The sequence below is a fragment of the Escherichia sp. MOD1-EC5495 genome, from assembly GCF_002965965.1.
Classification (GTDB): domain Bacteria; phylum Pseudomonadota; class Gammaproteobacteria; order Enterobacterales; family Enterobacteriaceae; genus Escherichia; species Escherichia ruysiae.
This window is the reverse complement of sequence record NZ_PTRI01000030.1, coordinates 17,482-31,117: the sequence shown is the minus strand read 5'-3', so window position 1 is coordinate 31,117 and position 13,636 is coordinate 17,482. Positions and strand designations below refer to the sequence as shown.

The following is a 13,636-nucleotide window of genomic DNA, read 5'->3' as shown; positions in this document are numbered from 1 at the left end:
ATAAAGTAAGCAGATGGATTGCGCAATTTTTATACAGAACTCATGACTGATTAAAACGAAACAGCGGTAACAGGAAACGCTGCGACTGATCAACGATGGCTTTCATTGTCTCTGGCGTTAATTGCCGCCAGAGCCGTTGATACCAGATATCATCACCTTCACCACGCACCATCATGTTGCCTTCGTAAGCCTGAAGGAATTTCGTACGAGCTTTTTGCAACGTGGAATCGTCATCCAGCATGGCATCGTTTGCCGCGTCATAACAGGTTTTTAGCCATGCGCCGCCACTTTCAGGTAACACCAGCAACGGCGTGGACATCCCTTCACGATACCCTTCAATCAGTTGGGAGAGGTAATGTAAAGCCTGTTCGGCTGCAAGCGGCGGGAAACGCCACTCGCCGTCTTTGCGTAGAAAAAGGCGGCTTTCACCGTTACCACCACTGGCACAGTAGACAAGGTGTTCTAACCAAAGTTGCATTCCCTGTGCCACACTGAGCAAAGAGGGACGCCAGCGCAACAGGCCATCCGGCTGAACCTGCGGCAACCACCCAGTTATCTGCACACCGTTGCAGGCGAGATCGATTTCCATACTTTGCCCCGGCTGGCGACAGGCAATGACTCTGTCAGCAAGCTGCTGCATCTCCTGACACTGCGTTTCCCAGAAAATTTCACCAAAAGCGCCGTACGGTAAATCCCCTGCCGCCCGGAAGCGGCGGAACAAGCGTTCTGCATCATCCTGATCCACCAACGCATTTAATAACTGCTGATTAATTTGATAACGGCTAAGCCCTTCAAGAATAAATGGTTCGGTATCGGGAATTTCGCTGTCTTCGGTACGGAAGTGCACCTGTAAACGCATCTGGAAAAACGCTCGCACCGGATGCGCCCAGAATCGTTGTAGTGTTTCCAGCGGCACGGTTTCCGGCAAGGTAAACGGTAAAGGCTGGACAAATTCAGAATGCGCCTTGCCTGCCTGGCTGGCTGCCGGTAGCCATTCACGTGCATAGCTTTGTAACTCGCCAGGCTGGTAGTTTTGCGGATCAAACGGCATCCGGGTATGGAGGCAAGTAAGATGCTCTTTTACCCGTACCTCGCTTTCATCACAGTTAAGCTCTTCATCACCCGGCAGATAATGACTTTGTCCAATGTAGTCGATCAGTTCTTGCACCAGCACCGACGGGAAACGTTCACTGTTATCCTGAATGGAACGCCCGATATAGCTGATATAGAGTTTTTGCTGCGCGGAAATTAACGCTTCCAGGAACAGATAGCGGTCATCATCGCGACGGCTACGATCGCCACGTTTCGGTTTCAGACTCATTAAATCAAAGCCCAATGGCGCAAGCTGGCGCGGATAAACACCATCGTTCATTCCCAGCAGGCAAACCACTTTGAACGGGATTGAACGCATTGGCATCAACGTACAAATGTTAACCGGACCTGCAAGAAAACGCTGGCTGATACGTTCTTGATCGAGGCGTTGTGCCAGTTCATCACGTAACAGCGACAGCGGCACCGCGTCGCCATACTGCGCACCTAAACCTTCGGCGATAATCGCTTGCCATTGTTGTTCGATAAGCGTCATCGCCGCTTCAGTTTCCGCATCCGGCAGGAAGAAGGCGTTAAGCATATCGCGACAAACCGGCAGCCACTCCTCAAGCGGGCGCTCCTGCGCTAACCCGCGACGCCAGATATTCAGTTGCATTAGCAGTGACGCCAGATGCCCTACCAGTTCCGCAATTAAGCCGCTCGATTCATCATAAGGCAGAACCGATTGCCACTCGCCCTGGGCACTCTCCATTGCATAGCCCAGCAACATGCGCGTCAGGCCAAATCGCCAGGTGTGTTGCCCGGTGGCGGGGAGTTCCAGCTCGCGAACGTTGTCGTCATCAATCCCCCAGCGAATGCCGGATTCATTAACCCACAAACGTAAATAACGTAGCCCTTCTTCGGTGATATCAAACCGCGCCGCCAGTACCGGCACGTCCAGCAGCGCCAGCACATCCTCCGACACAAAGCGGCTGTCAGGCAGTGATAACAGGCTAATAAATGCTTCCAGTACTGGATGTGACTGCCGCGCCCGACGGTCGGAAATGGCATAAGGCAGGTAACGATCCGCAGGTGCGCTACCAAATACAGCCTGAATAAACGGACTATAGCTGTCGATGTCGGCCACCATCACGATGATGTCGCGTGGAGTAAGTGTCGGATCTTCTTCCAGCATCGCCAGCAGGCGATCGTGCAAAACTTCCACTTCGCGCTGCGGGCTGTGGCATACGTGGAAGGTGACGCTGTTATCTTGTGGATCAAGCAGACGTTTATTATCGCTACGGGAAAACTCTGCCAGATTCACGCCCGCAACGGCACGATTTTCCAGTTCGAGAATGTCGGACTGGATGTTATGCAGCAGGCTGTCTGGCGTAACATCAACGAATGCGTCCAGCTCCTGACTGCTCTGGAGATCAGCAAGCAGATAGATGTAGTCGCGCCCCAGCTTTCCCCATGAGGCCAGTAGCGGGTTGCCAACATCCTGTTCGCCGTCGCTGTTAAACAACTGTCCGGCGTTTTCGCTATCGCGGAATAGCGGCAATTCGCGATCTTCAAAACTGTGTCGGCGCTGGCGAGTCAGCAGTTTCGCCAGATAAGCCGGATCTTTAATATCGCCCCAGTAATAACGGCAGGGATTGGTAAACAGAAGATGGATTTCAATATGTTTACCCAGCGCCTGTAGCGCCTGTAGATAAACAGGCGGTAACGCGGAAATACCGCATATAAAGACGCGCGAAGGTAACCCCGGCGGGCAGGTCGTCGCGGACTCCAGCGTTTCGATAAAGCGTTGATAGAGATTGGCACGGTGCCAGCGCGGTTGCCCCAGTTCATGGGTATATTCCACCAGCGCCTTCCACAAGGGAGCTTGCCAGGCCTGCGCTTCTCCCAACCCTTCAACCAGATGTCCCGCTTCCCACTGTGTCAGCCAGTCCGGGCGATAGACCAGATACTGGTCAAACAGGTCCGCCGCTTTTGAGGAAAGCTGAAACAGCTTGCGCTTGTCGCTATCGTCAGTCAGGTAATGACGCAACAGGGTAAAATCTTCGCGATCCAGCAATTGCGGCAGCAGAGTCATCAGTTTCCAGCTCATGCTTTGCTTGTTGAAGGCGCTCTCTTTAGGGATCTCCGGCAATACGCGGACGAACATATCCCAGATAAAGCTCGCCGGCAGCGGAAAATCAATGTTTGCCGCAATGCCAAACTTCTGCGACAGCGTCATTTGCAGCCACTGCGCCATACCGGTACTTTGCACCAGAATCATTTCTGGTTCGAAAGGATCGTCCAGCCGTTCGCGTTCGACGATAAACTCCATCAACGCTTCCAGCACGTCCAGACGATTGGAATGGTAGACCCTTAGCATAGCGGCTCCTGACTACTGACGATTCGGGCAATGCAGGCGGGTCATCTCGCCTTCTCTGCCCCCGGGTGAAACTAACGTAACGCTGATGCTGACACATCCCGCCTGCGATGTCTGCATTCGGTTAACCTGCCAATTGGCAGGTGGCGAAATCGCGCGCAGTTGCGTTTGCTGCCAGCCATGCCGCCAGAGTTGCAGATACTGGTTTCTGCTGGCAAGACTGTTCATTAATGTTCTCTGATACCCCGATAACGCAGTGACAATCATCACCATCAGCACCATCGCCAACATCACTTCCGGCAGGCTAAAGCCTTGTTGATTCTTCAGGGAAGCTGACATAACGCCCCCTCTTTCTGCGGACAAAAATCACTCCAGCCGCGTGGCGAAAAAAAAATGTTTCCATCGATGACTTCGCCTGTTCGCCATAATGAAACGCCTTCATAACCGGCAATCAGCAAGGTTTGATTATCTGCCAGTAAACGCAGACAAACCCGGGCACCGGTTGCAACGTACTGTGAGCACTGAACTGCGGGCTGTGTCTGCCAGGAGTGCATTTTGCCCCATTCCAGCGCCGACTGTACGATAGCCTGGCGGCGCAATGACTGGCTTTCCATAGTCACCCGAGAGGCAAAACTGCGATCCTGTTGGCTCATTCCCTGTAGCAGCAAGCTGCCCAAAACCAGCAACATTAGAACCAGTGCCAGCGATGAAACTCCCCGTTCACGATTCACAGGTTGAATCCTGTTACGCTATAGCTGGCATCCACCACGGTTTGTGGTTCAGCCTTACTGGCGCCCCGCATATTCACCGTCAACACCGGCGAGAAACCGCTGACATCCTGACGCACGACCTGAAAAGTGTCGATAATGATGGCATCCGGATTAGTGACTTTATCCCAGCCCTTACCTTCACAAGATGTCGCACCGCGTAGCGTTTCCAGCACATGCTCCTTCAGATGAAATCCAATCTGGTCGGACTCTTTTACCGGTTCGCTCTCCCAGATACCGTTACTGTTCGCATCCCACTGCACAATGATACAGTCACCCTGTCCGACAATGACCAGCCCCTCGCCAGTGCAGCTACCATGACAATAACCTGCTCTCTGGAGATGCTTCGCGACTGTAAATATCCGCAGCCATATTTCATCTTCCAGCGCCAGCTTACGGGTGCTCGTCAAACTTTCACGCTGTAATGCAGGCAGAAATCGTGCAGCCCCCAGCAACAGTACGCTACTGATCGCCATAGCAATCAAAACTTCCAGCAGAGAAAATCCTTGCTCTTTTACAGGCATCCTTCTGTTTCTCCTTTCTGGCAAAGCCGGAGCCTTCCCCACGGCGAAACCACCAGCCACCACTCTCCCGCTGAATTTTTGAAGCGAATATGCCCGGCCCATGCGGTATTGCGCAGGCCAAAGAAAGTGAGCGAAGGCGTCAGGTCGTTCATTTCTACGTCGGGCCAGCGTGGCACAAAGACCAACGGTGAACTGCCATGACAGGCATTCGCCCCTGCGGCAGAACTCACAAGACACCATAACTTCCCCTCCCTGATGACGCTGATACTGTGGTCGCGGTTATGCCAGTTGGCATCCTCACGTAAATAGAGCAAATAGTCCCGCGCCTGGCTGGCGGTTTGCCAGAGCCGTTGCGACTGCTGCCAGTATTGCCAGCCATAGAGTCCACTTGCGCTTAGCATGACCAAAATCAGCATCGCAACCAGCGTTTCAATCAGCGTATAACCACGTTGTGTTTTCATGCCGGCAGTATGGAGCGAGGAGAAAAAAAGACGAGGGTCAGTTTCTCATTCTTTGGCGCGTCTTCCGGACTATTTACGCTGTTGCAGGGCGTTGCAAAATTTCGGGAAGGCGTCTCGAAGAATTTAGCGAAGGATAAAAAAAACCGACGCACACTGGCGTCGGCTCTGGCAGGATGTTGCGTAATTTAGATAGCAACCGGCGCTTTAATTCCCGGATGCGGATCGTAGCCTTCAATCTCAAAGTCTTCGAAACGGTAGTCGAAGATGGATTCAGGTTTACGTTTGATAATCAGCTTCGGCAGCGGACGCGGTTCACGACTTAATTGCAGATGGGTTTGATCCATATGATTGCTGTACAGGTGCGTATCGCCACCGGTCCAGACAAAATCACCCACTTCCAGATCGCACTGCTGCGCCATCATATGCACCAGTAACGCGTAGCTGGCAATGTTAAACGGCAGGCCGAGGAAGACGTCGCAGGAACGCTGATAAAGCTGGCAAGAGAGTTTGCCGTCTGCCACATAGAACTGGAAGAACGCATGGCATGGAGCCAGCGCCATTTTATCCAGTTCGCCTACGTTCCATGCCGAAACAATAATGCGGCGGGAATCCGGGTCGTTTTTCAGCTGGTTCAGTACCGTAGTAATCTGGTCAATATGACGACCATCCGGCGTGGGCCAGGCGCGCCACTGTTTACCATAAACCGGACCAAGATCGCCGTTTTCATCGGCCCATTCGTCCCAGATGGTGACATTGTTTTCGTGCAGATAAGCAATGTTAGTGTCGCCCTTCAGGAACCACAGCAGCTCGTGGATAATGGAACGCAGGTGGCAACGTTTGGTTGTCACTAACGGGAATCCATCCTGGAGGTTAAAACGCATCTGATGACCAAAAATGGAAAGCGTTCCGGTTCCGGTACGGTCGTTTTTCTGTGTGCCTTCGTCGAGCACTTTTTGCATCAGTTCTAAATACTGTTTCATGGTTCCTCAGGAAACGTGTTGCTGTGGGCTGCGACGATATGCCCAGACCATCATGAAAACACCCGCGACAATCATCGGGATGGAAAGAATTTGCCCCATGCTGATGTACTGCACCCATGCGCCGGTGAACTGCGCATCGGGCTGGCGGAAAAACTCAACAATGATGCGAAACGCGCCATAGCCAATCAGGAACAAGCCCGAGACAGCCCCCATCGGGCGCGGTTTACGGATATACAGGTTGAGGATAATAAACAGCACCACACCTTCCAGCAGCATCTCGTAAAGTTGCGACGGGTGACGCGGTAGTACGCCGTAGGTGTCGAAAATAGATTGCCACTGAGGGTTGTTTTGCAGCAGCAGAATGTCTTCAGTACGGGAGCCTGGGAACAGCATGGCAAACGGGAAGTTCGGATCAACGCGCCCCCACAATTCACCGTTAATAAAGTTGCCCAGACGCCCGGCTCCAAGGCCAAATGGAATGAGCGGTGCTATAAAATCAGACACCTGGAAGAAGGAACGTTTGGTGCGGCGGGCGAAGATAATCATCACCACAATCACGCCAATCAGACCGCCGTGGAAAGACATGCCGCCGTCCCAGACACGGAACAGATACAGCGGATCGGCCATAAACTGCGGGAAGTTGTAGAACAGAACATAACCAATACGTCCGCCAAGGAAGACGCCGAGGAAGCCCGCATAGAGTAAGTTTTCAACTTCATTTTTGGTCCAGCCACTGCCCGGACGGCTAGCCCGACGCCCAGCCAGCCACATCGCAAAAATGAAACCCACCAGATACATCAGGCCGTACCAGTGAAGCGCAACGGGTCCTATTGAGAAAATGACCGGATCAAATTCCGGAAAATGCAGATAGCTACTGGTCATCTGTCACCACAAGTTCTTGTTATTTCGCTGAAAGAGAACAGCGATTGAAATGCGCGCCGCAGGTTTCAGGCGCTCCAAAGGTGCGAATAATAGCACAAGGGAACCTGGCTGGTTGCCGGATACCGTTAAAAGATATGTATATGATCCGCGCTATAACCCTCCGCGAATCAGCCCGCCCATACCGCGACGCTCCATAAATGCCGCGACCTGATGACGAACTTCGGTCGCTAGTTGCGCTTCCAGGCTGCGCTGCGCAAGATTTTCTGCTTCGGCAAAATCAATGCGCCGCAGCAGGTATTTGACGCGCGCGACAGAACGTCCGTTCATCGACAGATGGCGATACCCCAGCCCAATGAGGATTGCCACGCACATGGGATCGCCCGCCATTTCACCGCATAAACGCAGATCGATTCCCTGCGTTTCCGCCTCACGGGCGATCATCGCCAGAGCACGTAACATTGCAGGATGAAGACTGTCATAAATGTTCGCGACCCGGGTGTTATTGCGATCAACGGCCAGGATGTATTGAGTCAGATCGTTGGTGCCAACAGAGATAAAATCGACCCGATTTGCCAGATGCGGCAGCATAAATACCATTGAAGGTACTTCCAGCATGATACCGATGCGTGGTTTGGGAATTGCGTAACCGATCATCTCCTCAACTTCACGTCCGGCACGTTCAATCAGGCGACGCGCTTCGTCAACTTCATCCAGGCTTGTGACCATTGGCAACAGAATGTGCAGGTTGCCCGTTGCAGCATTGGCGCGCAACATCGCCCGCACCTGGATCAAAAAGATCTCCGGCTGATCGAGCGTAATGCGAATCCCACGCCATCCCAGGCATGGATTCTCTTCGCTGATCGGCATGTAAGGCAGTTGTTTGTCAGCACCGACATCCAGCGTACGCAAGGTGACGGGGTTATCATTGAACATTTGCAGCATCCCCTGATACTGCGCCACCTGTTCTTCTTCCGACGGGAAACCACTTTGCAGCATGAAAGGGATTTCAGTACGATAAAGACCGATACCATCAATGCGACTGCCCAGTTTTTCTTCATGTTCCGGGCTTAATCCCGCATTGAGCATGACTTTTATGCGCTCGCCGCTTTTTAACTGCGCGGGTAAATTGACGTCATCTTCCGCCAGGCGGCTAAGCTCAATCTCTTCGCTAATCAGCCGCTGATATTCTTGCAGCAGCACCGGCTCCGGGTCGACCAGCAATTCACCACGATAACCGTCAACGATCAGTGTGCGACGATGCAGCACCGAAGGCTGAATGTCCGCGCCCATCACGGTAGGGATCCCCAGCGCACGTACCATAATCGCAGCATGGGAGTTGGCTGCGCCATCGCGCACGACAACGCCGACTAAGCGATCCTGAGGCAGCTCTGCAAGGGTTGTCGCTGACAGTTCATCTGCCACCAGAATGAAACGTTCCGGCCAGGCGTTCGCCCCCTGGTTGGCATCATCAAGGTGAAACAACAATCGTTGGCCCAGCGCACGTAAATCACCGGCTCGCTCTTTGAGATAGCTATCACTTAGCGCAGCAAACTGTTCGGCGAATTTTTCAATGACCGTTTTCACCGCCCACTCTGCAACTGAGCCTTTATCCACCTCGTCAAATAATTCGCGACGCAGACGCGTGTCAGAAAGCAGGTGTGAGTAAAGATCGAAAATAGCCGCCGTTTCTTTTTGTGCACCGGCGGCAAAGCGTTTGCTGTAGCGACGAAACTCGTTAGCCGCTTCTTCCAGCGCCCCGGTCAGTCGCTCGCGTTCCAGAGCCGGATCCAGCGTTGATGCCTGATACACCTGTTCCATTAAGGGTAACGTGGCATCCTGCCAGCCTTCGGCAATCGCTACGCCGGGCGCTGCCGGTAATGCGCGAATTCGCGTCTGGCGATATTGCCCAAACAAGGCAGTCAACTGCGACTGAGAAAGAATAGCTGCCATCTGGGTGGCAAGCGTCACCAGGAAAGATTCTTCACTTTCGTTGTACTGCCGCAACTCTCGTTGCTGTACCACCAGTACACCAAGTAACTGGCGACGTTGAATAATTGGCACGCCTAAAAACGCGCGGAAACGTTCTTCTTTTACGGAGGGGATATATTTGAAGCTGGGGTGTTTTTGCGCATCCGCAAGGTTTATCGGTTCCGCCAGCCTGCCAACCAGGCCGACGATCCCTTCATCAAACGCGAGCGTTACGGTGCGACCACGTGGCTTTTTTAATCCCCGGGTCGCCATCAGGTAGTAACAACGTCGGTCGTGATCGGCCAGGTAGACCGAACAGACCTCGGTATCCATCGCAAGACAGATGTCGGTAACCAGAATATTTAACGCCTCATTCAGGCGTGGTGCGCTGGCTACCTTTTCGACTATTTCGCGCAGGCGAGTGAGCATAATGGGCGTGACTTAACCTCTTTTACGTCGATAAGCAGATACGTTTTGTGGTTTAGGCGTATTTTCTTGCAGCGCCATCACAACACTTGCGAACTCTTTCATTACCCTACGGTAGACATCACGTTTAAATGACACCACCTGTCTGACCGGATACCAGTAACTTACCCATCGCCAGCCGTCAAACTCTGGTGTACTGCTGGTTTGCATATTGATTTCCGCATCGCCGCTCACCAGCTGCAAGAGAAACCATTTTTGTTTTTGGCCGATACACACCGGCTTCGTGTCCCAACGCACCAAACGTTTCGGTAATTTGTAGCGCAACCAGTTACGCGTTGAAGCAAGGATTCGAACGTCTTTACGGCTTAATCCTACTTCTTCAAACAATTCACGGTACATCGCCTGTTCTGCGGATTCTCCGGGATTAATTCCGCCTTGCGGAAATTGCCAGGAGTGCTGACCAAATCGCCGGGCCCACATTACTTGCCCCTGACGATTACAAATCACGATACCTACGTTTGGGCGGTAGCCATCGTCATCAATCACCGGACTACCTCAAAATAAAGCTTTATATACGAATGATTGTTTCATACTCCAGGAAGACGGTAAACCACTCTCTGCAAGGCATTACACACTAATAACAATTGAATAACTCACAGTTAAGTGCAGAGTTATAAACAGAGGAAGGGGTGAATAGCCGTTTTTATTCACCTTTTCTGTGGATAGAGTTGTGAAGAACTACGGAATTACCACGGGAAAACCCAGAGCACTCTGAATCAGCCGCTAAAATACACTTTAAAATATTCGTTATTAATCAATATATTAAATACATAAATATTGATAAAACAGACAAGTTCGTGACCCATGTCACACCACTCATTTACGCGTTGGCGAAAGATCAACCAACGTCGTATTTATCCACAGAATGTGCCACTAAGTTAAGCACCGAACCACTAAAAATTAGAGTTTCGTCGCACGTCAAGGCTGTAAATGGAAACAGTAGTGAGGGTTTTTCACAGTTATCCCAGCTTTCTGTGGATAACATGGTGTAAGATCCTGTTTATTTTCAGTGACCAGAATTGGAAAACCCACCAGGACGTTGCGCAACACCGTCACCTGTGAATTAAAAAACAAGATAAATCATAGAATTGAATAACGCTTGTGGAAAAAGTTACACTCTGAATATTCGGTACAAAATAGCTGCTTGTTTTTTAATCAAGGTGTAATGCCATGTCTCAACCTCGTCCATTGCCCTCTCCCCCCGAAACTGAAGCGCAGTTATTAGCGCAAGCACAGCAACTTTCTGGTTACACCCTTGGAGAACTGGCAGCACTTGCCGGATTGGTTACGCCGGAGAATTTAAAACGCGATAAAGGTTGGATCGGTGTGTTACTGGAGATCTGGCTTGGCGCCAGCGCAGGAAGTAAACCTGAACAAGATTTTGCCGCTTTAGGCGTGGAACTCAAAACTATACCTGTAGATACTCTTGGTCGCCCGCTGGAAACGACATTCGTTTGTGTTGCACCGTTAACTGGCAATAGCGGTGTGACCTGGGAAACCAGCCACGTGCGCCACAAACTCAAACGGGTGTTATGGATACCGGTTGAAGGCGAGCGCAGCATCCCACTGGCGCAGCGTCGCGTAGGAGCACCGTTGCTGTGGAGTCCGAACGAAGAGGAAGACCGCCAGCTACGCGAAGACTGGGAAGAATTAATGGATATGATTGTCCTCGGTCAGGTTGAGCGAATCACCGCTCGTCACGGGGAATATTTGCAAATACGACCGAAAGCGGCGAATGCGAAAGCTCTCACCGAAGCCATTGGCGCCGAGGGTGAACGAATTCTGACATTGCCGCGCGGATTTTATCTGAAAAAGAATTTCACCAGCGCACTGCTGGCGCGTCATTTTTTGATCCAGTAGCCATCGCTTTGACCTGCTGCATTCCGGGCATATAATTACCGCTTCATTTTTTTGGCAGGGCTTTTTAGATGTTATTTGCATGGATAACCGATCCTAACGCCTGGCTTGCGCTCGGTACGCTGACGCTGCTGGAGATCGTTCTTGGGATCGATAATATTATTTTCCTTTCTCTGGTGGTCGCAAAGTTGCCCACCGCACAGCGTGGTCACGCGCGGCGTCTGGGACTGGCAGGAGCCATGGTTATGCGTCTGGCGCTGCTGGCGTCGATTGCCTGGGTTACGCGCCTGACGAATCCGCTTTTTACAATTTTCAATCAGGAAATTTCCGCTCGTGATTTGATTCTGCTGCTGGGTGGTCTGTTCCTTATCTGGAAAGCCAGTAAGGAGATCCACGAGTCTATCGAAGGCGAAGAAGAAGGGCTGAAAACACGTGTTTCATCATTCCTCGGCGCTATCGTGCAGATTATGCTGCTGGATATTATTTTCAGCCTCGATTCGGTGATTACCGCCGTGGGTCTGTCGGATCACCTGTTTATTATGATGGCGGCCGTAGTCATTGCCGTAGGCGTGATGATGTTCGCCGCACGTTCGATTGGTGATTTTGTTGAACGCCATCCATCAGTGAAAATGTTGGCGCTCTCTTTCCTGATTCTGGTGGGCTTTACCCTGATCCTGGAAAGTTTCGATATCCACGTACCGAAAGGTTACATCTACTTCGCGATGTTCTTCTCCATTGCAGTAGAAAGCCTCAACCTGATTCGCAATAAAAAGAATCCGCTCTGATATTCCGTTCGCTCTCCTGTGGGAGAGCGAACGTCTTCCCTTTATTCTCACAGTTTAAGACTTTCCTGCTTTCAAGATGTATAACGTCAGATTATAAACAGACTATTATCATTGATGGGCTTAATGAGGATAACCGGATGAAAAAATGGGCAGTATTAATCTCCGCAGTCGGACTGGCATTTGCTGTTTCCGGTTGTAGCAGCGATTATGTGATGGCAACTAAAGATGGTCGAATGATCCTGACTGATGGAAAACCGGAAATTGACGATGATACCGGGCTTGTGAGTTATCACGATCAACAAGGTAACGCGATGCAAATTAACCGCGATGATGTCTCGCAAATTATTGAACGTTAAAAAATAAGGTCAGCATCCGGCTGGCCTTAAGATTTTTCGCTTTCCCTTTTCCCTTCCCTCTGCCATTTTTATATTCCTTATGTCGTGATTATAAAAAGGAAACGGCTATGCAATATCACCGTATACCCCACAGCTCGCTGGAAGTCAGCACGCTGGGGCTTGGCACGATGACGTTTGGTGAACAGAACAGCGAAGCCGACGCCCACGCACAACTCGACTATGCCGTCGCTCAGGGCATTAATCTTATCGACGTTGCCGAGATGTACCCTGTACCGCCGCGCCCCGAAACTCAGGGTCTGACCGAAACCTATGTCGGTAACTGGCTGGCAAAACATGGCAACCGCGAAAAATTAATTATCGCCTCCAAAGTGAGCGGACCGTCGCGCAACAATGACAAGGGTATTCGCCCGGATCAGGCGCTGGACAGGAAGAATATTCGCGAAGCTCTGCATGACAGCCTCAAGCGCCTACAGACTGATTACCTCGATCTTTATCAGGTGCACTGGCCGCAGCGCCCGACCAACTGCTTCGGCAAACTCGGTTATAGCTGGACGGATTCCGCGCCTGCGGTTTCGCTGCTGGATACGCTGGATGCACTGGCAGAATACCAACGCGCAGGGAAAATTCGTTATATCGGCGTGTCGAATGAAACCGCATTTGGCGTAATGCGTTATCTACATCTGGCGGACAAACACGATCTGCCGCGCATCGTCACTATTCAGAACCCCTATAGCCTGTTAAACCGCAGCTTTGAAGTGGGTCTGGCGGAAGTCAGCCAGTATGAAGGCGTCGAGTTGCTGGCCTATTCGTGTCTGGGTTTCGGCACGCTGACCGGTAAATATCTCAATGGTGCAAAACCGGCTGGTGCGCGTAATACGCTCTTTAGTCGGTTCACCCGTTATAGTGGTGAGCAAACGCAAAAAGCTGTCGCGGCGTATGTTGATATTGCCAGACGTCATGGTCTCGATCCTGCTCAGATGGCGCTCGCTTTTGTACGCCGCCAACCGTTTGTTGCCAGCACGCTGCTGGGCGCAACGACGATGGAACAGTTGAAAACTAACATCGAAAGTTTACATCTGGAGTTGAGCGAAGACGTATTAACTGAAATTGAAGCGGTGCATCAGGTTTATACTTATCCGGCACCTTAAGCATTAACGCCGGGGT

At 51.5% G+C, this 13,636-nt stretch carries 14 protein-coding genes; 4 read left to right on the top strand and 10 right to left on the bottom strand.

Translation table 11 applies throughout. The features are described from left to right. Positions 1–40: 40 nt before the first annotated feature. From recC to BEG40_RS22195, 10 genes are all read right to left on the bottom strand, one after another. Positions 41–3,409: an exodeoxyribonuclease V subunit gamma gene (gene recC / locus BEG40_RS19600; protein ID WP_105285985.1), complete on the bottom strand. Its 3,369-nt coding sequence runs from the start codon at positions 3,407–3,409 to the stop codon at positions 41–43. Between the two features lie 12 nt (positions 3,410–3,421). Further along, positions 3,422–3,745, bottom strand: a complete 324-nt coding sequence (locus BEG40_RS19595; protein ID WP_001276468.1) for a prepilin-type N-terminal cleavage/methylation domain-containing protein — start codon at positions 3,743–3,745, stop codon at positions 3,422–3,424. After that, positions 3,730–4,137 carry a DUF2509 family protein gene (locus BEG40_RS19590; RefSeq protein WP_001078546.1) on the bottom strand — a complete coding sequence of 136 codons (408 nt, stop codon included), beginning with the start codon at positions 4,135–4,137 and terminating at the stop codon, positions 3,730–3,732. The genes BEG40_RS19595 and BEG40_RS19590 overlap by 16 nt, the downstream gene beginning before the upstream one ends. Further along, positions 4,134–4,697 (bottom strand): prepilin peptidase-dependent protein, encoded by a 564-nt coding sequence (locus BEG40_RS19585; protein ID WP_105285984.1) that lies wholly within the window; start codon positions 4,695–4,697, stop codon positions 4,134–4,136. The genes BEG40_RS19590 and BEG40_RS19585 overlap by 4 nt, the downstream gene beginning before the upstream one ends. Beyond that, complete coding sequence (locus BEG40_RS19580; protein ID WP_000857048.1) at positions 4,688–5,158, bottom strand: prepilin peptidase-dependent protein; 471 nt, start codon at positions 5,156–5,158, stop codon at positions 4,688–4,690. The genes BEG40_RS19585 and BEG40_RS19580 overlap by 10 nt, the downstream gene beginning before the upstream one ends. Positions 5,159–5,343: 185 nt before the next feature. Continuing rightward, complete coding sequence (thyA, locus tag BEG40_RS19575) at positions 5,344–6,138, bottom strand: thymidylate synthase (protein WP_000816226.1); 795 nt, start codon at positions 6,136–6,138, stop codon at positions 5,344–5,346. A gap of 6 nt (positions 6,139–6,144) precedes the next feature. Beyond that, on the bottom strand, positions 6,145–7,020 hold the full coding sequence (gene lgt, locus BEG40_RS19570) for a prolipoprotein diacylglyceryl transferase (RefSeq protein WP_000204651.1): 876 nt from the start codon (positions 7,018–7,020) through the stop codon (positions 6,145–6,147). A gap of 150 nt (positions 7,021–7,170) precedes the next feature. Next, entirely contained in the window at positions 7,171–9,417 is a 2,247-nt protein-coding gene (gene ptsP / locus BEG40_RS19565; RefSeq protein WP_105285983.1) for a phosphoenolpyruvate--protein phosphotransferase, read from the bottom strand. A 12-nt stretch (positions 9,418–9,429) separates the two neighbouring features. Next, entirely contained in the window at positions 9,430–9,960 is a 531-nt protein-coding gene (gene rppH, locus BEG40_RS19560) for an RNA pyrophosphohydrolase (RefSeq protein ID WP_000564488.1), read from the bottom strand. Between the two features lie 352 nt (positions 9,961–10,312). Continuing rightward, positions 10,313–10,459, bottom strand: a complete 147-nt coding sequence (locus BEG40_RS22195; RefSeq protein ID WP_016159643.1) for a hypothetical protein — start codon at positions 10,457–10,459, stop codon at positions 10,313–10,315. 185 nt (positions 10,460–10,644) lie between these two features. Here BEG40_RS22195 and mutH point away from each other — a divergent pair, with 185 nt between their 5' ends. The 4 genes from mutH (at position 10,645) to BEG40_RS19540 (ending at position 13,620) form a co-directional block, all read left to right on the top strand. Beyond that, a complete protein-coding gene (gene mutH / locus BEG40_RS19555; RefSeq protein WP_000082202.1) occupies positions 10,645–11,334 on the top strand; it encodes a DNA mismatch repair endonuclease MutH in 690 nt (229 codons plus the stop codon). A gap of 68 nt (positions 11,335–11,402) precedes the next feature. After that, a complete protein-coding gene (locus tag BEG40_RS19550; protein WP_000895630.1) occupies positions 11,403–12,116 on the top strand; it encodes a TerC family protein in 714 nt (237 codons plus the stop codon). Between the two features lie 137 nt (positions 12,117–12,253). Next, positions 12,254–12,472, top strand: coding sequence for a lipoprotein YgdR (gene ygdR, locus BEG40_RS19545; protein ID WP_000758660.1), 219 nt, complete (start codon positions 12,254–12,256; stop codon positions 12,470–12,472). Between the two features lie 107 nt (positions 12,473–12,579). Further along, entirely contained in the window at positions 12,580–13,620 is a 1,041-nt protein-coding gene (locus tag BEG40_RS19540; RefSeq protein ID WP_001199282.1) for an NADP(H)-dependent aldo-keto reductase, read from the top strand. The last annotated feature ends 16 nt before the right edge of the window (positions 13,621–13,636 follow it).